The sequence below is a fragment of the Ruegeria sp. CDSA236 genome (genome assembly GCF_059611285.1).
Map to the genome: position 1 here is coordinate 402,726 of NZ_JBXWPG010000001.1, position 18,818 is coordinate 421,543.

The window sequence follows — 18,818 nt, forward strand, 5'->3', positions numbered from 1 at the left end:
ACCTCTCTGACTACACCTGAGTAAACACGTCCAGAGCGTGCAGACAAGAGGTTTGTCCCAATTTTTGTACCTTTTTTATATCAATCGGCGCATTTCGGCCTCAGAACGTTCCGTCATGAAGGCATTCTGGCGAAAACGACGCGGTCGCGACCATCCAGATCGGGAATGATCCGTACGTCTGTCAATCCTGCTGCGTCGAACAAAGATGCGACGCTTTGCCCTTGCTCGGGTCCGATTTCGACAAGTAACCGACCATGGGGCAATAGAAAATCCGGGGCGGCGGCAGCAATCCTGCGGTAGGCCCCCAAGCCGTCACCTTCGTCTGTCAATGCCATCCGCGGCTCATGGTCCCGCACTTCAGGTGCCAGGGTGTCCATTTCCGGAAGGGAAATATAGGGCGGGTTTGAAACAATCAGGTCAAATTTAGCTTCAATGTCTCCAAACCAATCGGATTGCTTAATTTCGATCCGGTTCTGAACATCGTGTTGCACGGCATTTGCACTGGCCTGTAGGCAGGCCGCCTCGCTCAGATCCACACCAATACCCGATGCACTGGTGCGTTCGGCCAGCAATGTGATCAGGATGCACCCCGATCCAACCCCCAGATCGAGGACATAGTCAAAGGGTTCGCTCAGCGCGGCCTCGATCAGAACCTCTGTTTCCGGGCGTGGATCCAGCACGTCCCGGCTAACTTTGAACCGACGGCCGTAAAACTCACGTTCCCCCAACAGGTGAGAAACGGGCACACGAATGGCCCGAAGCGAGATCAGTTGCTCGTATCGTTCAGCAATATCCGGTAAAAGCTCTTCGGGTGTAATCAGTGTCACGCGACTTGCTTCGATCCGGGCGGCGTGGGCGAGTAGAACCCGCGCATCCCGCGCCGGATCAGCCACACCAGCCGCACGCAATCTTGCCGTAGCGGCCACCATGGCCTGAGCCGCTGTCTGGCCGCCGGTCATTGCGCCATCTCGGCCAGGAGACGCGCCTGATCATCCGCGGTCAATGCGTCGATTACCTCATCCAGATCGCCCTGCATCACCTGATCCAACTTGTACAGCGTCAGATTGATCCTGTGGTCCGTCATGCGGCCTTGCGGAAAATTATAGGTCCTAATCCGTTCCGACCGGTCGCCAGACCCGACCTGGTTCGCCCGATCTGCCGAGCGTTCGCTGTCAATCCGCTGACGCTCCTGATCATAGAGTCGAGTCTTCAGAACCTGCATCGCGATCTCGCGATTGCGGTGTTGAGATTTCTCGGAGCTGGTCACCACAAGCCCGGTGGGCAAGTGTGTAATCCGCACGGCCGAATCGGTGGTGTTCACGTGCTGCCCACCCGCACCCGAGCTGCGCATCGTGTCGATACGGATATCATTGGCGTCGATCTGAATATCGACATCTTCGGCCTCGGGCAGAACCGCCACGGTCGCCGCCGAGGTATGAATGCGCCCGCCACTTTCGGTCTCCGGCACCCGCTGCACCCGGTGAACGCCAGATTCGTATTTCAAACGGGCAAAGACGTTGTCGCCCTTAATATGGGCAACCACCTCTTTGATGCCGCCTAGATCCGACGCCTGCTCCTCGATAATCTCGAATTTCCAACCGCGCGCTTCGGAATACCGCTGATACATGCGCAGCAGATCGCCCGCAAAAAGCGCGGCCTCATCACCGCCGGTTCCAGGGCGGATTTCCAACATGGCCGGACGCGCATCAGCGGCATCCCTAGGCAACAAGGCCAGTTGCAGGGCGTTTTCGGCACCGGGGATTTGGGCCTGCAGGTTGGGGATTTCCTCTTCGGCCAGCTCCCTCATATCGGGATCGGCCAGCATCGCCTCGGCCTCGGCAAGGTCAGTGACCAGCTGGCGCCATGCCATGATCTGATCGACCACCGGCTTGAGGTCCGAATATTCCTTGGCCAGCACAGCAATATCGCCGCCCAAAGCACCATCCGCCATGGCCGCTTCGAGGTATTGGAATCGCTGAGTTATCTGTTCAAGGCGTTCTTCGGGGATCATCCGGGCGGTGTCTCTTAATCCGGGGCTATGGTCAAGGGCTGTCCGTATGCTAAGCTGCCCCGCATGAGACGGTTGGTTCTGGTTCTTTCGCTTTTTGCGACGCCCGTGATGGCCGATGTCGTCGGTCCCGGCGGCAAGGTACAGGACTGCTATTGCACTGACAAATCCGGGTCACGCGTTGAATTGGGCGAGATGATCTGCCTGCAGGTCGACGGTCGCATTTTCACTGCACAATGTCAGATGTCACTGAACGTTCCGATGTGGCGCGAGGTACAGGAAGGATGCCTGTCCTCAGGGCTGCATACGCGCGAGCCAGCCATCAACGCGGTTTCGGTTTACCCCAAAATCTGAGCGTCCAAAGCGCAACCTGCCATAGATGCGCAGTGTATCGCCGTTCTGCTGGGCGGTTGTGTAATCTGGAAAACCTATCACTTTGGTACGGGTGATATAGGTGACCATCCCGTCATCAACTGACCCGACCAGAACCTTTGTACGTGGTGAGGCCATTGCGATTTCGTTCAACTGCGCCAACCCGTCCGGCCCCGTTTCAAGTACTCGCACGACGCCACCACGGAGGTCCCTTTTCGCGTCGCCGACGGGGGCATTGTGCCAGATGGCGGGATCAGACGGCGCAAGCCGTATATACGCCCCCACAAGGACAATCAGACCCGCAATCAGCCACAGCGTCATTTTCATCTTTTCCACTCTGTTAGATTGCGGAACCATATGCAGTTCCGCATAGCAAACAAGAGACTGCCGTGATCCCTACCGTGACGTCACGCCTGGCAATATGCACAGCAGTTCAAACAGCAGATTGGCAGCGGTCAGCGCCGTATTGCCAGAGGGATCATACGGCGGAGAAACCTCGACCAGATCACACCCAACCACATTTGTCCCGCCCAGGGCATGGATCAGTTGCAGCGCCTGCGGTGTGGTTAACCCGGCGATCTCGGGCGTGCCGGTTCCGGGGGCGAAAGACGGGTCCAGACTGTCAATGTCATAGGTGATATAGACCGGATGATCCCCGATCTCATTGCGTATCTGCGCGCCCATGACCGTCAGGTTCTGCTGCCAAAGCTCCCATGCGGGGTATTGGCGAAAGCCCCACCCTTTGGCCTCGGTAAAGTCCGATGCCGCATAGCCAGAGCCTCGGATGCCGATCTGAAAGGTTTTTTCCGGCACGATCAGCCCTTCTTCATAGGCACGCCGGAAAACGGTGCCATGGGTTTCCTTTTCGCCAAACATCTCATCATTTACATCCGCATGGGCATCCACATGGACCAGCGCCACAGGCCCGTGTTTCGCGGCTATCGCCCGAAGGATCGGCAAGGTGATCGAGTGATCGCCCCCCATCGCCGCAGGTGTCACACCCTGCGCCAGAATCGCGTCATAGCTTTCCTTGATGATCCTCAGACTGTCGGACAGCGAAAAGGTGTTGATTGCCAGATCGCCGATGTCGGCGATTTGCAGGCTGTCGAAGGGGGCCGCAAAGGTGGCCATATTGTAAGGCCGCAGCATCGCACTTTCGCTGCGGATCTGTTTCGGTCCGAACCGTGTCCCCGACCGCCAAGAGGTGCCAATGTCCATCGGTATGCCTATTACGGCCACATCCAATCCGGCCAACGTATCCGCCTGCGGCAGGCGCATAAACGTGTTTGGGCCGGAAAAACGCGCCAGATCGTTACCGCTGATTGGTTGGTTGAATTGTGTCATGCCGTTATGTCTTCCGTCCTGCCCTGCTGCTAACCTGATACCGGAAAGATGGCTAACCAAAGGTTAAGGCTTCAGCTTGTTCCATCCCAGCAGGCAAATGATTTGCGTCGCCACATGTGCGCCTGCAATCGCTGTCGCACCTGAGGTGTCATAGGGAGGCGAAACCTCGACCACGTCCCCGCCTTTGATGTTGATCCCAGCAATGTCGCGCAGGATGATCTGGGCCTGAATCGAACTCAGTCCACCCCAGACCGGCGTTCCCGTGCCAGGCGCAAAGGCCGGGTCCAGACCGTCGATATCGAAGCTCAGGTAAACCGGGTTGTCACCAAGAATGCCTTTGATCTTTTGCGCCACGGCGGCGGGACCGGACTCGTACACCTCCCGAGCGTCAATGATGTTGACCCCCAAAGTATCTTCGTTCGTCGTACGAATACCCACCTGAACCGAGCGCTTGGGGTCCACTATCCCTGATTTGACCGCCTTGTAGAACATGGTCCCATGATCCACGCGGGACATGTCGTCGTCAGCCCATGTATCCGTATGCGCATCAAATTGCAGCAAGGACATCGGCCCGTATTTCTCGGCATAGGCCTTCAGGATCGGAAAGCTGATATAGTGGTCCCCACCAAGCGTCACCGAGGCCACGTCAGCGTTGAGAATTGTGCGAATGTGGTCCGTCAATGTGTCCGGAAAGGCAGGTATATTGGCGTAGTCATAAGCCATGTCCCCGTAATCCACGATTGCCAATTCGCTTAGCGCATCAAACGGCCAGCCATAAGGCTCATCCGGGGATTGCAACGTGCTGGCCTCGCGGATGGCGCGTGGCCCAAGACGCGTACCGGGGCGGTTCGTCACCGCCTGATCAAATGGCACGCCGGTTACGGCGATATCAATCCCGGTCAGATCCTTGGTATACAAGCGGCGCAAAAATGACATCGCCCCCCCGAAAGTATTCTCGTACGAGACGCCTTTCAGTTCAGGATTGGTAAAAGCCTCGTCGACGAAATTCTTTGAATCTTCCAGTGCCATGTCTTTCTCCTGTCAGCCCAAAGGCTGGGCCTTTTCGACGATCCGCGCAAAGAAAGACGCCCCAACCGGCGCGATGTCGTCGTTGAAGTTGTATTTCGGATGATGCAGTCCGGCCCCCTCGCCTTGCCCCAGAAACAGGTAAGCGCCGGGGCGCGACTGCAGCATGTATGAAAAATCCTCGGCCCCCATCATCGCGTCGACATTGGTCATCACGCGATCTGCACCGGCAACATCACGCGCGATTTCTGCGGCAAAACCAGTCTTGTCGGCGTCATTGATTGTTGCAGGATAGTTGACCTCATAGTCCAGCCGCGCTTCGACACCATAGGATTGGGCTTGTCCTTGTACGATCTGTTCCATCCGCTCCATCACCATTTTCTGCACAGTCGGATCAAAAGTGCGCACAGTGCCGTTGATAAAGGCGGTATCGGGGATCACGTTGTTCACGGTGCCGGTATGGATTTGCGTGACCGAGATCACCAGACTGTCCAAAGCATAGTTGTTACGACTGACGATGGTCTGAATCGCCTGGGCGATACCGCAGACCGCCATCACCGGATCCCGGGTTTCATGCGGCATGGCACCATGGCCACCAAGGCCCTGAATGTGAACTTCGAACGTATCAACAGCTGCCATGATCGGCCCGGGGGTTGTCTGAAAGGATCCTTCGGGAATTCCAGGCGCATTGTGCAATGCATAGATTTGGGAAATGTCGAACCGGTCCATAATCCCCTCTTCGACCATGACGCCCGCGCCACCACCCTCTTCTTCGGCCGGTTGAAAGATCAGCGCCACGCGTCCACGGAAATTTCGGGTTTCCGCCAGATAGCGCGCTGCGCCCAACAACATCGTGGTGTGCCCGTCATGACCGCAGGCATGCATGTTTCCGGGCTTGGTTGATTGGTACGCGACCCCTGTTTCCTCGGGGATAGGCAGAGCGTCCATATCAGCGCGCAGACCGATCGTCGGTCCTTCGCCCTGCCCGTTGATGATCGCAACGATCCCAGTGGTGGCGATCCCTTGGTGCACCTCATCCACATCGAACTCACGGAGTCGATCAGCGACAAAGGCCGCGGTTTCGTGGCATTCGAAGGCAAGCTCGGGGATCGTATGCAGATGCTGGCGCCATGCGGCCATATCGGCAGAGAAATCGGCAATTCGGTTGACGACGGGCATCTGGGGTGGACTCCTGATCGTGACTGCGGAATGGATGCATCTGACACCGGAACGAAAGGGTTCGCAATGGCCGAAAATCCTCTGATCCATGACAGCGATGCTGGCATCGAACGCTTGTTAGAGATCATGCGCCGACTGCGCGACCCTCAAACCGGCTGCCCATGGGATATCGAGCAGGATTTCGGCACGGTCGCTCCTTACACAATCGAAGAGGCTTATGAGGTCGCTGATGCCATCGAACGTGAGGCTTATGATGAGCTGAAGGGCGAACTTGGGGATCTGCTGTTCCAGTCTGTCTTTCATGCACAAATGGCCGAAGAAGCCGGGCATTTCACCTTTCAGGACGTGGTGCGCACCATGTCGGACAAGATGGTCGCCCGGCACCCGCATGTCTTTGGCGACGAATCCCGCGACAAATCGGCAGAGCAGCAAACACTGGACTGGGAAGCCATCAAAGCAGCCGAGCGTGCTGGTAAAGAACAACAAGGCGCGTTGGACGGTGTCGCCGCCAACCTGCCCGCCCTGCTGCGTGCTCTCAAATTGCAGAAACGTGCCGCCCGTGTTGGATTCGACTGGCCCGATGCCAGCCATGTGCTGGCCAAGATAACCGAAGAGGCTGCCGAGCTGGAAGAGGCACGCGACCGCATGGATGCGGATGCGTTAGAGGATGAGTTCGGCGATCTGCTATTCGTTATGGTCAATCTGGGCCGCCATCTTGGGGTCGAACCCGAGACCGCCCTGCGTCGGACCAACGCCAAGTTCACCCGCCGGTTCGAACAGGTCGAGTCGCGCCTGGCTGCACGGGGGAAAACCCCAACGGAAAGCACGCTGGAAGAGATGGACGCGCTTTGGGACGAGGTGAAGATCGAAGAACATCGGGCCAATGGCAAACTCCCGCCGGCAAAGGCCGAGGCCGGAACGTAAAACCGCTAGACAAGCTCTCGGACACTTGCGAGTGTCCCACCTTCACGACCTCCGGAGACGATCATGCCCGCTCGCAAAATCATTATAGACACCGATCCGGGACAGGACGATGCCGTCGCCATTCTGCTGGCGCTTGCCAGCCCCGACGAAATTGAGGTTTTGGGCATTACCGCAGTCGCTGGCAACGTACCCTTAGAGCTAACCGCAAAAAACGCGCGTATTGTCTGTGAACTGGCTGGCCATACCCAGACCCCCGTCTATGCCGGATGCGACCGCCCGTTAGAGCGCCCCCTGATCACAGCAGAGCATGTGCATGGCAAAACTGGCTTGGATGGGCCGGTTCTGCCGGATCCGCAGATGCCGCTGTCCGAAGGACATGCCGTCGATTTCATCATCGACACGTTGCGCGCGCATGAACCAGGCTCCGTTACGCTCTGCCCCCTTGGGCCATTGACCAACATCGCCACAGCGTTCCGCAAAGCGCCTGACATCGTGGACCGAGTTCAAGAGATCGTTTTGATGGGAGGGGCATATTTCGAAGTTGGAAACATCACCCCAACCGCCGAATTTAACATTTACGTCGATCCAGAAGCCGCTGATATTGTGTTCAAATCTGGACGTCCCATTGTGGTGATGTCGCTTGATGTCACGCATAAAGCTCTGGTGACCAAGACGCGCAACGATGCCTTCCGTAGAATTGGAAACAAGGCCGGTGTCGCGGTGGCCGAGATGACCGATTTCTTTGAAAGGTTCGACAAGAACAAATACGGCTCGGAAGGTGCTCCGCTACACGACCCTTGCGTGACAGCCTATCTTATCAAGCCCGAACTGTTTACCGGGCGGCTGGTGAATGTCGAGGTCGAGACCCAATCAAAGCTGACCTTGGGCATGACAGTTGCCGATTGGTGGGGTGTTACCGACAGAAAACCCAACGCCCTGTTCATCGGAGAAATTGACGCTGGCGGGTTTTTTGATCTGCTCACGGATCGGCTGGCCCGACTATGAGCGCCGCACTTCGCCTTGCTCGCCCCGAGGATCTGGAACGTCTGGTTGGTCTGGTCGCCGCCTTTCACGCCGAAGAAGGCATTACCCAGGATGCTGATCAGACGCGCAATGCGCTTGCGCCTCTTCTCGAGGGAATACCTTTTGGGTGCATCTACCTGATTGGCCCCGGTCGCGCACCCTTGGGCTATGTCATCCTGACCTTTGGGTGGTCGGTTGAATTCGGCGGCATGGATGGATTCGTGGATGAGATCTATATTCGTCCCGCCGTGCGAGGGCGCGGAATTGCCTCTGAAGTCTTGCTGGATTTGCCCAAGGCGTTGGCAAACGCGGGGCTCACAGCTTTGCATCTTGAAGTCGATCGTACAAACGAGACTGCGCAGAAACTGTATCTACGTACAGGTTTCAAGCCTCGTGACCGCTATATGCTGATGAGCAAAACCCTTTGATCCATTTCTGTGTGGCTGAACAACAAGGCCACCCACGAAAGATTGACAGACCCTACCGGGCCTCACCGCGACGGATGTAAACCGGAGCTTCAAGGTTTGCCACCGGATCGTCAGGGGACACTGCCGTACCGGTGATCGGATATGTTCCAGGCTCTGAGCAAGCAACCAGAAATACAGTGCTGAGTGCAGACGCTACCAGAAGAAGTTTCGAACCATTCATAGTGTTCCCCTTATCTGTTATTTCAATATGATACGAATGCGCACTACAGAACAAAAAGGAAAAAGTTCACACATCAGGGCCGCCAGCGCAGGAGTCTTCTATAAGCCATTAATATATATAGATAATACTATTCATAACCCCCCAAGTTTCTTCTGATCCAATCATACCAAAGTGCCGATTTGAGATTTAGAGATGGGCAAAACCTACAATCCAACACAAAAAAACCCGGCCCATTTCCACAGGCCAGGCAATCAAAATTCAGGCTTACAGGTTTCAGCGCTTGAGGATTGAGGCCCCTGCGTATTCGGCAATCTCACCCAGAGATTCTTCGATACGGATCAGTTGATTATACTTGGCTAACCGATCTGACCGTGCCAGTGATCCGGTTTTGATCTGACCGCAATTCGTGGCCACTGCCAGATCGGCAATCGTGGCATCTTCGGTCTCGCCCGAGCGGTGCGACATCACATTCGTATAGCGTGCGCGATGGGCCATATCGACGGCGCGCAGCGTCTCGGTCAGCGTTCCGATCTGGTTCACCTTGACCAGCATCGAGTTGGCACAACCGCGTTCAATCCCTTCCGCCAGTCGCGTGGGGTTGGTGACGAACAGATCGTCGCCCACCAGTTGCACCTTGTCGCCGATGGCGTCGGTCAGGGCCTTCCAGCCATTCCAATCATCCTCGGACATACCGTCTTCGATTGAGATGATCGGATAGTCGTTGACCAGCGCCGCCAGATAGTCGGCATTTTCTTCCGAGGTCAGGCTCTTGCCCTCACCGGACAGGATGTATTTGCCGTCTTTGTAATACTCGGTCGCGGCGCAATCCAAAGCCAGATGGATTTCCTCACCCGGCTTGTAGCCCGCCTTTTCGATGGATTTCAGAATGAAATCCAGTGCCTCGCGCGTGCTGGCGATGTTGGGGGCAAAGCCGCCCTCGTCGCCGACACCTGTGGCAAGACCTGCCGACGACAGCTCTTTCTTCAGAGTATGGAACACCTCGGACCCCATGCGCACCGCGTCGCGGATATTCGCGGCCGAGGTTGGCATGATCATGAATTCCTGAATGTCGATCGGGTTGTCGGCATGTTCGCCGCCGTTGATGATGTTCATCATTGGCACCGGCAGGATACGGGCTGAGGTGCCGCCGACATAGCGGAACAGCGGCTGTGTGGTGAAATCGGCTGCGGCTTTGGCCGTTGCCAGCGAGACGCCCAGGATAGCATTTGCGCCCAGACGGCCTTTGTTCTCGGTGCCATCCAGTTCGATCATGGTCTGGTCGATGGCCACCTGCTCGGTCGCGTCGAACCCAACCAGTTCTTCGGCGATTTCGCCATTCACGGCCGCCACCGCTTCAAGCACGCCCTTGCCCATATATCGCGATGTGTCGCCATCGCGCTTTTCGACCGCCTCATAGGCACCGGTCGAGGCGCCCGATGGGACAGCTGCCCGGCCCATGGTGCCGTCTTCCAGGATCACGTCCACTTCGACTGTTGGGTTGCCCCGGCTGTCCAGAATTTCGCGTGCATGGATGTCGATGATGGTGCTCATGAGGCCCGTCCCTGTGGCTGCAATCAGTTGCCAGCCTCATATCAGTACAGGGCAAAAAGTAAACCACTCATGTTATCGCTAACACAGGTCTGAGAGCCTGTTTGCGCAAACCTGCGACGATCCGTCAGGCCGCGACAGCCAGTGACCGCGCCAGACGCCGTTCGCGCAGGAAGGTATAGAGCCCCGACCCCAGGATCAGCGAGGCACCGGCAACCGTCATCATATCCGGGCGCTCCCCGAACATCAGCATTCCGGCTGCGATGGAGAACACCAGTCGGGTGTAACGGAACGGGGTCAGGGCCGAGGCATCGCCAATCCGCATCGCGCTTACGATGCCGTAATACCCCAGCACTCCAAATCCAATCGCGCCCAGAAACGGCCCGATTTCCGACTGGCTCATGGCTACGACCGGCTGGCCAGCCATTGAGATCAGCACCAGACCGGCAAGCGTCACCGCGCCGTAAGCCTGCATCGCCACCACGGCTGAGGCCACACGTGCGTCCAGTCTGCGCGTGATCAGATCGCGGGCGGCAATGGCCACAACGCTGGCCACCACAAACAAGGTTTCCGGCTGGAAACCGTCCAGACCGGGACGGATGATCATAAGGACACCGATGAACCCGACGCCAATCGCGCTCCACCGTCGCCAACCTACCTGCTCACCTAGAAACAGCGCGGCCCCCATGGTCACGACCAAGGGCATGGCCTGAAACACCGCCGCAACCGTCGACAAATCGACCAGAGACAGCGCGGTCACAAACGCCACGGCTCCCAGCCCTTCGCAGAGCGCGCGGATCAGGGGCAAGGTCTGCCACGCGGCGACATCAAAGATGTGCTTGCGGGTGAACAGGGCCATCGCTGCGAAAACCAAACCACAGGCAAGGCCCAGAATGACCATGATCTGTCCTGTTGGCACTGTGACCGACAGGTGTTTGATGAACATATCTTCAAGTGCAAAGGCCGCCATTGCGCCGACGACCAGCAAAATGCCGTTCACGTTGTTCATAGTTTTGTCCGTAGAATATTGCGGCGCGTTCAGCCGGTCATATCCAAGCAAAAGCCGATGCCGGGCGGTCAGGCAAGCAATATCCGCCTGGGAATCATGAATTCCCGTGCGCAGGCCGTTCGTTTTTTGTGATGGATCAGTCGTGGTCCAGCGGAACGCCGTACAGTTCCAGCCGGTGCCCTTTCAGCTTGTAGCCCAGCTTAGCTGCAATCTTTTCTTGTAGCGCTTCGATCTCAGGGTCTACAAATTCGATAACTTCACCTGACTGCATGTCGATCAAGTGATCATGATGGTCCCGCTCGGCATCCTCGTACCGCGCGCGACCATCACCGAATTCCAGACGCTCCAAAATCCCGGCCTCTTCGAACAGTTTGACGGTCCGATAGACGGTGGCGATGGAAATACCAGAATCAACTTGCGAGGCGCGCGAATAGAGCTCTTCGACATCGGGATGATCATCGCTTTGTTGCAGCACCTGTGCAATCGTGCGGCGCTGTCCTGTCATACGCAGGCCTTTGGCTTCGCAACGGGCGATGATCGTGTCGGACATAGGAACCCTCGGCATATATTCGGTTCTCTGTATTAAACCGTATGCGTGATCGGCGCTACAGGGGATTTACCGGCTAAGCTACAAGCCGTAGATCGGCCCAGATTGGCAAGTGATCCGAGGCGATGTGCGCGGGTCGCACCGAATGCACGCCATGCAAAACAGCCTCAAGCCCCGCGCCGAGCGCGATCCGATCCAGCGCGCCCAGCGGCTGTGCCGCTGGAAAGCTGGGGAATGGTGGAAGAAAGTGCATATCCGGGGCCAGGTGATCCAGAACCGGCTGTCGGGACCATTCATTGAAATCCCCAGCCCAGACAGTTGGCAAATCCTCAAGATTCGCATCGCACCGTCTGAGGTGGGTGATTTGCTGACGGCGTGAGGCGGGCAAGAGCCCCAGATGCATGCCCATCACCCGAAGCGGACCGATTGGTGTGTCAAACTCGACCCTGACAGCTCCACGCGGTTCCAGCCCCGGTAATTCGTGATGCCCGGTCTGCCGGACACGGATCGCATCACCCCGCCAGATTACCGCATTCCCATGCCACCCCAAGCTGCCAGCCCCACCCAAATCAACGATCTGCCATCCCGCTTCGTCCAGCATGAAATGCGGCAGGGCCGCAGGGCGCGGAGGCAATCGTTTGTCGGCCTCTTGCAAGACGACAATATCGGCCTGCAGGCTTTCGATGACCTGAAGAATCCTCTGGGGCTGTCGGCGTAGATCCAGTCCGACACATTTCTGAATATTATAGCTGGCGATGCGCAGGATTGCGGTCTGAGACATGGGTTCCTGAAAGTTCGTTTGAGATCGCAGGATTGCGCTGCTCATCGTTGATTGCAAGCCGGCTTCACCAAAGCAAGCGCATGGCGAAACACCGACGTAGCTGACTGCGAAAACAGGTGTGAGGAACTCATGTCCCGCAGAAGGTCGCCTGAACAACCTCATCCTGTGCCGGTGGCCGTGTCAGATCCAAAGCGCCGGGTTGATCCTCATAGGGCCGGGACATCACATTGTTCAGCCGGTGGAATGGGTCAAAATCCCCCTGCACCGCCGCCTGGATCATCTGTTCGACCCGGTGGTTGCGCGGGATAAAGGCCGGATTGGCCTTGTAAATCACCTCAGCAGGTTTTTTTTCACGAGACAGCCGCGACCGCCAACCGTCTGCCCATTGATCAAAGGCCTGCGGATCGGTGAATTGATCCCGCGCCTGATCGCCGCCCAGCGCCCGGAAGGTATTGGTGAAATCCGCCTGGTTCTGCGCCATGCAATTCAGCAAGTCCGAGATCATCTCAAGATCGCCGTCTTCCTGCGCCACAAGACCGATCTTGGCCCGGAACTTTGTAAGCCAGTGCTGCTGTATCAGGTCGGGCATCGCATGGACGATCTCGGTAGCCTCAGCAACGGCGGCCTCTTTATCCTCGAACTGCTGGATCAGCGCGGTCGCCAGCTGCGCTGCATTCCAAACGGCGATTTCGGGCTGGTTGGAATAGGCATAGCGACCCATGCGGTCGATCGAGCTGTAGACGGTATTGGGATGATAGTTATCCATGAAGGCGCAAGGGCCGTAATCAATGGTTTCGCCTGAGATCGAGCAGTTGTCAGTGTTCATCACCCCATGGATGAATCCCACACTCATCCATGCGGCAATCAACTGCGATTGTGCGTCGACAACAGCGCGCAAAAGACCCATCGGGCCGTCGGCCTGCGGGTAATGGCGCTGGATGGCATAATCTGTCAGTCGACGCAGACTGTCCAACTGTCCACGCGCGGCGAAGATCTGAAAGCTACCTACGCGCAGGTGGCTTTGTGCTACACGGGTCAGGATCGCACCAGGCATTGGACCTTCTCGAAAAATGGCCTCGCCAGTCTCAACGGCGGCCAGCGCCCTTGTAGTCGGGATGCCCAGCGCGTGCATCGCCTCGGACACCACATACTCGCGCAGCACCGGACCCAGCCATGCACGTCCGTCACCCTGTCGGGAAAACGGCGTCGGGCCTGATCCCTTCAACTGGATATCTCGTCGAACGCCATCCGTCCCAACTGTCTCGCCCAGCAAAACCGCGCGCCCGTCCCCAAGCTGGGGGTTATAATTTCCGAACTGATGCCCTGAATAGAGCTGTGCAATCGGTTCTGCTCCCTCTGGCAGGGCGTTGCCGGAAAAGGCCTCGGCCATTTCATGCACCTCGCCGGGCGTGATTCTCAGAATCTGCGCAAGATCGGAGTTGAAAGCAATCAAGCGAGGCGCACGAACCGGCACCGGCGCTTGCCGCGCATAAAAGCTGTTTGGCAAACGGGCGTAACTGTTGTCGAAGGGGATCATCAGAGTCATGTTCCAAACATATTCCTGATCGGGACGAATACCATAGCGGATCGTCCAATCCCGTGCATAATCTCTCTGAAACGACCGAGGCCCCATGACCGCACAAGAGATCATCCAACACCTGAACCTGCAACGCCACCCCGAGGGGGGCTGGTTCCGCGAAACCTGGCGCGCCAAGAACCAGAGCCGTGCGACCGGAACCTGCATCTATTTCCTGCTGCCCGAGGGCGAGGCCAGCCATTGGCACCGCGTCGATGCGACCGAGATCTGGCTGTATCACGCAGGGGCACCCTTGGTGCTGTCGCTCAGCGCAACCGACACTGGTCCGGCGGTTGATCACTTGCTGACCCCGGATCTGTCACAGGGTGCGCCGCAACTGATCGTGCCCAAGGATCACTGGCAGGCCGCGCGCAGCAGCGGGGCCTACACGCTGGTCTCTTGCACCGTGTCCCCGGGGTTTGAATTCGACGGGTTCGAACTCGCCCCCCCAGGGTTCGACATCCCCCGAGGCTAACCGATGGATCACCGCGCCCTTATTGCGTCAATATCGGCCGAGGCCAAAGACCGGCTGCAGATGCGGTCAGACGTGGCGGGTGTGAGGCATCTGGTGTTGTATCTATTGGTGCTGAGCGCCACCAGCACAGGCATCGCCTTGCAAATCCCGCTGTGGCCTCTGCTGATCCTGCCACAGGGCGTTCTACTGGTGTTTCTGTTCACCCTCAGCCACGAATGCACGCATAAAACGCCGTTTCGGACCGGCTGGATGAATGATGCGGTCGGGCATCTGGTCTCGCTCCCGATCGTCCTGCCCTTTACATGGTTTCGGTACTTCCACCTTGCGCATCACAAATGGACCAACCACCCGGACAAAGACCCCGAGCTGGGTGGCAAACCGCGGCCCGACAGCTGGCCGAGCCTGATGATCTATCTGAGCGGTTGGCCCTATTGGTCTGGAATGGCGCGCGTTCTGATCAGTAACGCAATGGGCCGGATCGAGGCGCCCTATTTGCCGCATCGCCAACATAAGGCCATGCGGATTGAGGCCCGTGTCCTGCTGGCCATTTACGCGCTTGCAGGGGCAAGCCTGCTGGTGTCTCCTTTGGTGGTCAGCTTATGGCTGTTGCCGGTCTTGGTGGCACAGCCCGTTCTTCGGCTGTACCTGCTTGCGGAACACGGCCTCTGCCCGCCGGTGGCGAATATGCTTGAAAACTCGCGCACTACGTTCACCAACCGATTGGTCCGATTTCTGGCCTGGAACATGCCCTATCACGCAGAACACCACGCCTTTCCAAACGTGCCGTTTCACCAGCTGCCAACGCTGCATGACTGGACCAAAGCACATCTGAAATCGACTTCTGAGGGGTATTCAGAATTTACGTCAGACTACGTTCGCTCGATGGAACGCTGACCATCCCGCCCCCGACCAGCGCCTTGACCCCTGTGGTGCCGGGGCAAGAGGTCGGCAGCCCGCGCGCGACACGGACAGCAAGATAGGCAAAGGCTTGTGCTTCCAGCATATCCCCATCCAGACCAACCGCTTCGACCGGCTCCACCGGACAATCCAGCGAAACGCGCAGCATCTCCATCAGGACCGGGTTATGCCGTCCCCCTCCTGTCACCAACACACGCGACGGCGGTTCCGGGCAATGCTCGATCCCTTGCGCAACTCCGGCGGCGCACATGCCGGTAAGCGTGGCAACCGCATCAGCGTCAGAGAGTTCCTGCACCAGGCGGATCATCTCGGCAAAGTCGTTCCGGTCCAGTGATTTTGGCGGCATCCTGTTAAAGAAGGGCTCTGCCAGAAATAACTCAAGCGCCCCGGTCTCGACCCTGCCACCACGTGCGACCGCGCCGTCGCGATCCATGGGCAGACCCAGACGTTCCTGCATCAGATCATCAACCGGTGCGTTGGCCGGACCGGTGTCAAAAGCCAAGAGCGCACCTGGTATTTCAGGGCCATCAAACCTGGGATCTACATAGGTCAGGTTCCCGACCCCGCCCAGGTTCAGAAAACAAAGCGGTTGGTTGGCCTCAATCCACTTGGCACAGGCAAAGTGGTAAAAGGGCGCAAGCGGAGCGCCCTCGCCCCCCATCGCCACATCATCGCTGCGGAAATCCCAAACGACGGGGACACCCAAGGCCTGCGTCAGGCCATCGCCGTCACCCACCTGCAACGTACCGCGCCCGCTTGGTTCATGCGCTAGGGTCTGACCGTGAAATCCGATCAGGTCAATCTCATCGAAGTCGGCCAGTATTTCGGCATGGGCAAGCGTGACCAATTCCGCCGCGGTATCCACATCATGGCCATGCCACTGCCCCAATGCAGCACGAAGCGTTTTCCGCTCTGCATCTGAATAGGCGCGGTATCCGGTGGGCCCAAAGCCAAGAATTCTGTAACCGTCCGTTTTGATCACCGCCGCGTCCACGCCATCCAGCGAGGTCCCCGACATTGCACCCAATGCAGTCAATACGCCTGATTTGCTAATTGCCCGACCCACGCCAGCCCTCTTTCGCCTGTTCGCGCCCGTTATGTCGTCGCGTTGCCCACAACCTGCACGTTAACGCAAACCCAAGGCAAGCCAGATCACATAAGCCGCGTGTTTTTCTTGGACAAGGTGCCTTTTCCTTGTCATCCCCACCGCCTATACACTGCCCCGCAACATTAACCCAAAGGGCACGATATGACCTACCACCCCAAATCGGATTTCATCGCCACGATGATCGAGCGCGGCTTTCTGGCTGACTGCACCGATTATCAGGGCCTTGACGAGGCGCTGATCAGCGGGTGTCAGTCGGCGTATATCGGGTTTGATGCAACGGCAAAGTCCCTACATGTGGGCAGCCTGATCCAGATCATGATGCTTCGCTGGTTCCAGAAAACAGGTCATAAGCCGATCACCCTGATGGGCGGCGGCACCACGAAGGTGGGCGATCCGTCCTTCCGGTCAGATGAGCGCCCCCTGCTGGGCCCGGACCAGATCAACGCCAATATCGCAGGCATCAGAAAGGTGTTTGCCGCCTATATCGACTATGATAGCGGCGCAGAAAACGCAGCACTGATGCTGAACAACGAAGAGTGGCTGGACGACCTAAATTACCTCGACTTCCTGCGCGACATCGGCCGGCATTTCTCGGTCAACCGGATGTTGGCCTTTGAATCGGTGAAATCCCGGCTGGACCGCGAGCAATCGCTGTCCTTCCTCGAATTCAATTACATGATCCTGCAGGCCTATGACTTCCTTGAACTGAACCGTCGCTATGGCTGTGTCCTACAGCTTGGCGGTAGCGATCAGTGGGGCAATATCGTCAACGGTATCGACCTGACCCGTCGCGTGTTGGATAACGAGATTTATGGCCTGACCTCACCCTTGCTGACCACCAGCGATGGCAAGAAGATGGGCAAATCGCAAGACGGTGCAGTCTGGCTGAATGCCGAGATGCGCTCACCCTATGAGTTCTGGCAGTTCTGGCGCAACACCACCGACGCGGATGTTGGGCGGTTCCTTAAGCTGTACACCGAACTGCCTGTGGATGAGTGTGACCGCCTTGGCGCATTGCAGGGGTCCGAGATCAACGAGGCCAAGATCCGCCTGGCAAACGAGGTCACCTCCTTGCTGCACGGGACCGAGGCTGCGGCAAATGCCGAGGCCACCGCTCGCGAAGTGTTCGAAAAAGGTGGCGTCGGGGACGATCTGCCGACCCTAACGGTCGGCGAAGCAGACTTGCCGATATCCATCGTGCAACTGATCGTACAGTCTGGCCTGGCGAAATCTGGCAAAGAGGCCAAGCGCCTGATTGCAGAAAACGGCGCCAAACTGGACGACGCTTCATTAACAGACGCGGGTCTGATGATCGACGCAGGCGCCTTGTCCTCGCCCATCAAACTGAGTGCGGGCAAGAAGAGGCACGCGCTGGTTCAGTTGGGATAACTAAGACCTCTCAAAGAAAAACGGCCACCTAATTGGGTGGCCGTTTCTGTTTCGGCATGAGCAAATCCGTCACTTGCAGGCTTATCGCTTGCCCCCTTTGCCTCCGCCGTTTCCATGGCCGCCGCCGCCATTGCCGTGGCCTCCGCCGTGGCCGTTGTTACCTCCACCGTTTCCGGTGCCGGGGCCAGAGCCGCCATTATTGCCCCCGCCATTGCCGGGGTTCCCAGCGTTTCCATTGCCATTTCCGGGGCCGTTACCGCCTTTACCCGGACCATTACCCCCTTTGCCGGGACCATTGCCATTTCCGGGTTTGCCGGGGCCATCGCCACCACCATTGCCGGGATCATCACCTGGGTTGTCGTCACCGGGATCATCCCCACCACCGTTACCCGGATCATCGCCCGGGTTATCGCCACCCGGATCATCGCCGCCGCCGTTGCCGGGACCGTTACCGCCCGACCCGCCGGACCCTGTTCCATCGCCGCCAACCGGCGTGACCGGACTGCTTGGGTCCGAACTGCGGTCTTCGCCCGCATTTGCCGCGCTTACGATTGATGCTGTCGGAAAGTCGGTCAACAAGGCGGCCAACCCCGGGCATTGCGCGGATGTGTTTCGCAATGTGGTTTCGAAATCCGCTCGTTTCTGCAAGCGCTCCAGAAAGCTGGGGGTTACCTGCGTGCACTCACACATGGTCGCATAATCGCCGCTGTTTGCAGCATCCCGCGCCGTTTTCCAGTTGCAGACCTCTGGTGCAGCGGCCGCACTTCCAGCCGCCATAATCCCCAGAAACGGAGCGGCAACCAAAGCGGAAAGCCCTGATTTGGTTCCAATTCGCATAGTTTGTCCTCCTCAAATGCGCCACCCAGACGCTCAATTGCGTTCAGTGTCGATTTGAGATTTCAACATTAAGAACGCCTGAAGCTGACCTGAGAAAGCCTTGAGG

21 protein-coding genes are annotated in these 18,818 nt (G+C 57.8%); 7 read left to right on the forward strand and 14 right to left on the reverse strand.

Annotated elements, in window-relative coordinates:
- Positions 1-113: 113 nt before the first annotated feature.
- Both prmC and prfA read right to left on the reverse strand, forming a co-directional pair.
- Positions 114-959, reverse strand: coding sequence for a peptide chain release factor N(5)-glutamine methyltransferase (gene prmC / locus AC2FLB_RS02045; RefSeq protein ID WP_496701203.1), 846 nt, complete (start codon positions 957-959; stop codon positions 114-116).
- Positions 956-2,011, reverse strand: a complete 1,056-nt coding sequence (gene prfA, locus AC2FLB_RS02050) for a peptide chain release factor 1 (protein ID WP_271947444.1) — start codon at positions 2,009-2,011, stop codon at positions 956-958. The genes prmC and prfA overlap by 4 nt, the downstream gene beginning before the upstream one ends.
- A 63-nt stretch (positions 2,012-2,074) precedes the next feature.
- On the opposite strand from prfA, the gene AC2FLB_RS02055 reads away from it, so the two are divergent.
- Positions 2,075-2,362 (forward strand): hypothetical protein, encoded by a 288-nt coding sequence (locus AC2FLB_RS02055; RefSeq protein WP_496695684.1) that lies wholly within the window; start codon positions 2,075-2,077, stop codon positions 2,360-2,362.
- On the opposite strand, the gene AC2FLB_RS02060 is transcribed toward AC2FLB_RS02055, so the two are convergent.
- From AC2FLB_RS02060 to AC2FLB_RS02075, 4 genes are all read right to left on the reverse strand, one after another.
- On the reverse strand, positions 2,303-2,707 hold the full coding sequence (locus tag AC2FLB_RS02060; RefSeq protein ID WP_496708672.1) for a DUF1499 domain-containing protein: 405 nt from the start codon (positions 2,705-2,707) through the stop codon (positions 2,303-2,305). The genes AC2FLB_RS02055 and AC2FLB_RS02060 overlap by 60 nt on opposite strands.
- A 69-nt stretch (positions 2,708-2,776) precedes the next feature.
- Positions 2,777-3,724 (reverse strand): agmatinase, encoded by a 948-nt coding sequence (gene speB / locus AC2FLB_RS02065; protein ID WP_496708529.1) that lies wholly within the window; start codon positions 3,722-3,724, stop codon positions 2,777-2,779.
- Between the two features lie 63 nt (positions 3,725-3,787).
- Complete coding sequence (gene speB, locus AC2FLB_RS02070; protein WP_142633391.1) at positions 3,788-4,753, reverse strand: agmatinase; 966 nt, start codon at positions 4,751-4,753, stop codon at positions 3,788-3,790.
- 12 nt (positions 4,754-4,765) lie between these two features.
- Positions 4,766-5,929, reverse strand: coding sequence for a M20 aminoacylase family protein (locus AC2FLB_RS02075; RefSeq protein WP_496708530.1), 1,164 nt, complete (start codon positions 5,927-5,929; stop codon positions 4,766-4,768).
- 66 nt (positions 5,930-5,995) lie between these two features.
- On the opposite strand from AC2FLB_RS02075, the gene mazG reads away from it, so the two are divergent.
- The 3 genes from mazG to AC2FLB_RS02090 all read left to right on the forward strand — a co-directional run bounded on the left by mazG (position 5,996) and on the right by AC2FLB_RS02090 (position 8,304).
- The gene (gene mazG / locus AC2FLB_RS02080; protein WP_142635104.1) at positions 5,996-6,853 is read left to right on the forward strand and encodes a nucleoside triphosphate pyrophosphohydrolase; all 858 of its coding nucleotides are present in this window, start codon (positions 5,996-5,998) and stop codon (positions 6,851-6,853) included.
- 63 nt (positions 6,854-6,916) lie between these two features.
- Positions 6,917-7,858 (forward strand): nucleoside hydrolase, encoded by a 942-nt coding sequence (locus AC2FLB_RS02085; protein ID WP_281971977.1) that lies wholly within the window; start codon positions 6,917-6,919, stop codon positions 7,856-7,858.
- Positions 7,855-8,304: a GNAT family N-acetyltransferase gene (locus AC2FLB_RS02090; protein WP_496691118.1), complete on the forward strand. Its 450-nt coding sequence runs from the start codon at positions 7,855-7,857 to the stop codon at positions 8,302-8,304. Before AC2FLB_RS02085 ends, AC2FLB_RS02090 begins: the two co-directional genes overlap by 4 nt.
- 52 nt (positions 8,305-8,356) lie before the next feature.
- Here the strand turns inward: AC2FLB_RS02090 and AC2FLB_RS02095 are convergent, their stop codons facing one another.
- The 6 genes from AC2FLB_RS02095 to AC2FLB_RS02120 form a co-directional block, all read right to left on the reverse strand.
- Positions 8,357-8,524, reverse strand: a complete 168-nt coding sequence (locus tag AC2FLB_RS02095; RefSeq protein ID WP_185956604.1) for a hypothetical protein — start codon at positions 8,522-8,524, stop codon at positions 8,357-8,359.
- Between the two features lie 273 nt (positions 8,525-8,797).
- Positions 8,798-10,075, reverse strand: a complete 1,278-nt coding sequence (eno, locus tag AC2FLB_RS02100; protein WP_496708531.1) for a phosphopyruvate hydratase — start codon at positions 10,073-10,075, stop codon at positions 8,798-8,800.
- Positions 10,076-10,199: 124 nt separating this feature from the next.
- Positions 10,200-11,081, reverse strand: coding sequence for a DMT family transporter (locus AC2FLB_RS02105; RefSeq protein ID WP_496708532.1), 882 nt, complete (start codon positions 11,079-11,081; stop codon positions 10,200-10,202).
- 136 nt (positions 11,082-11,217) lie between these two features.
- The gene (locus AC2FLB_RS02110) at positions 11,218-11,631 is read right to left on the reverse strand and encodes a Fur family transcriptional regulator (RefSeq protein WP_142633379.1); all 414 of its coding nucleotides are present in this window, start codon (positions 11,629-11,631) and stop codon (positions 11,218-11,220) included.
- 73 nt (positions 11,632-11,704) lie between these two features.
- On the reverse strand, positions 11,705-12,409 hold the full coding sequence (locus AC2FLB_RS02115; protein ID WP_142635102.1) for an endonuclease/exonuclease/phosphatase family protein: 705 nt from the start codon (positions 12,407-12,409) through the stop codon (positions 11,705-11,707).
- Positions 12,410-12,536: 127 nt separating this feature from the next.
- Positions 12,537-13,955, reverse strand: coding sequence for a protein adenylyltransferase SelO (locus AC2FLB_RS02120; protein ID WP_496708673.1), 1,419 nt, complete (start codon positions 13,953-13,955; stop codon positions 12,537-12,539).
- Between the two features lie 85 nt (positions 13,956-14,040).
- Here AC2FLB_RS02120 and AC2FLB_RS02125 point away from each other — a divergent pair, with 85 nt between their 5' ends.
- Both AC2FLB_RS02125 and AC2FLB_RS02130 read left to right on the forward strand, forming a co-directional pair.
- Positions 14,041-14,460 (forward strand): cupin domain-containing protein, encoded by a 420-nt coding sequence (locus AC2FLB_RS02125; RefSeq protein ID WP_496708533.1) that lies wholly within the window; start codon positions 14,041-14,043, stop codon positions 14,458-14,460.
- A 3-nt stretch (positions 14,461-14,463) separates the two neighbouring features.
- Positions 14,464-15,354, forward strand: a complete 891-nt coding sequence (locus AC2FLB_RS02130) for a fatty acid desaturase (RefSeq protein ID WP_496708534.1) — start codon at positions 14,464-14,466, stop codon at positions 15,352-15,354.
- Here AC2FLB_RS02130 and AC2FLB_RS02135 read toward each other — a convergent pair.
- Complete coding sequence (locus AC2FLB_RS02135) at positions 15,320-16,444, reverse strand: anhydro-N-acetylmuramic acid kinase (protein ID WP_496708535.1); 1,125 nt, start codon at positions 16,442-16,444, stop codon at positions 15,320-15,322. The two genes, AC2FLB_RS02130 and AC2FLB_RS02135, sit on opposite strands and share 35 nt — an antisense overlap.
- A 183-nt stretch (positions 16,445-16,627) precedes the next feature.
- On the opposite strand from AC2FLB_RS02135, the gene tyrS reads away from it, so the two are divergent.
- A complete protein-coding gene (gene tyrS, locus AC2FLB_RS02140) occupies positions 16,628-17,875 on the forward strand; it encodes a tyrosine--tRNA ligase (protein WP_281971972.1) in 1,248 nt (415 codons plus the stop codon).
- Between the two features lie 81 nt (positions 17,876-17,956).
- On the opposite strand, the gene AC2FLB_RS02145 is transcribed toward tyrS, so the two are convergent.
- Positions 17,957-18,712 (reverse strand): hypothetical protein, encoded by a 756-nt coding sequence (locus AC2FLB_RS02145; protein ID WP_496700492.1) that lies wholly within the window; start codon positions 18,710-18,712, stop codon positions 17,957-17,959.
- Between the last annotated feature and the right edge of the window lie 106 nt (positions 18,713-18,818).

What these genes read in the sequence shown, in the direction of transcription:
- prmC (WP_496701203.1), bottom strand. Translation starts at nt 959, where the DNA reads ATGACCGGCGGCCAGACAGCGGCTCAGGCCATGGTGGCCGCTACGGCA.
- prfA (WP_271947444.1), bottom strand. Translation starts at nt 2,011, where the DNA reads ATGATCCCCGAAGAACGCCTTGAACAGATAACTCAGCGATTCCAATAC.
- AC2FLB_RS02055 (WP_496695684.1), top strand. Translation starts at nt 2,075, where the DNA reads ATGAGACGGTTGGTTCTGGTTCTTTCGCTTTTTGCGACGCCCGTGATG.
- AC2FLB_RS02060 (WP_496708672.1), bottom strand. Translation starts at nt 2,707, where the DNA reads ATGAAAATGACGCTGTGGCTGATTGCGGGTCTGATTGTCCTTGTGGGG.
- speB (WP_496708529.1), bottom strand. Translation starts at nt 3,724, where the DNA reads ATGACACAATTCAACCAACCAATCAGCGGTAACGATCTGGCGCGTTTT.
- speB (WP_142633391.1), bottom strand. Translation starts at nt 4,753, where the DNA reads ATGGCACTGGAAGATTCAAAGAATTTCGTCGACGAGGCTTTTACCAAT.
- AC2FLB_RS02075 (WP_496708530.1), bottom strand. Translation starts at nt 5,929, where the DNA reads ATGCCCGTCGTCAACCGAATTGCCGATTTCTCTGCCGATATGGCCGCA.
- mazG (WP_142635104.1), top strand. Translation starts at nt 5,996, where the DNA reads ATGGCCGAAAATCCTCTGATCCATGACAGCGATGCTGGCATCGAACGC.
- AC2FLB_RS02085 (WP_281971977.1), top strand. Translation starts at nt 6,917, where the DNA reads ATGCCCGCTCGCAAAATCATTATAGACACCGATCCGGGACAGGACGAT.
- AC2FLB_RS02090 (WP_496691118.1), top strand. Translation starts at nt 7,855, where the DNA reads ATGAGCGCCGCACTTCGCCTTGCTCGCCCCGAGGATCTGGAACGTCTG.
- AC2FLB_RS02095 (WP_185956604.1), bottom strand. Translation starts at nt 8,524, where the DNA reads ATGAATGGTTCGAAACTTCTTCTGGTAGCGTCTGCACTCAGCACTGTA.
- eno (WP_496708531.1), bottom strand. Translation starts at nt 10,075, where the DNA reads ATGAGCACCATCATCGACATCCATGCACGCGAAATTCTGGACAGCCGG.
- AC2FLB_RS02105 (WP_496708532.1), bottom strand. Translation starts at nt 11,081, where the DNA reads ATGAACAACGTGAACGGCATTTTGCTGGTCGTCGGCGCAATGGCGGCC.
- AC2FLB_RS02110 (WP_142633379.1), bottom strand. Translation starts at nt 11,631, where the DNA reads ATGTCCGACACGATCATCGCCCGTTGCGAAGCCAAAGGCCTGCGTATG.
- AC2FLB_RS02115 (WP_142635102.1), bottom strand. Translation starts at nt 12,409, where the DNA reads ATGTCTCAGACCGCAATCCTGCGCATCGCCAGCTATAATATTCAGAAA.
- AC2FLB_RS02120 (WP_496708673.1), bottom strand. Translation starts at nt 13,955, where the DNA reads ATGACTCTGATGATCCCCTTCGACAACAGTTACGCCCGTTTGCCAAAC.
- AC2FLB_RS02125 (WP_496708533.1), top strand. Translation starts at nt 14,041, where the DNA reads ATGACCGCACAAGAGATCATCCAACACCTGAACCTGCAACGCCACCCC.
- AC2FLB_RS02130 (WP_496708534.1), top strand. Translation starts at nt 14,464, where the DNA reads ATGGATCACCGCGCCCTTATTGCGTCAATATCGGCCGAGGCCAAAGAC.
- tyrS (WP_281971972.1), top strand. Translation starts at nt 16,628, where the DNA reads ATGACCTACCACCCCAAATCGGATTTCATCGCCACGATGATCGAGCGC.
- AC2FLB_RS02145 (WP_496700492.1), bottom strand. Translation starts at nt 18,712, where the DNA reads ATGCGAATTGGAACCAAATCAGGGCTTTCCGCTTTGGTTGCCGCTCCG.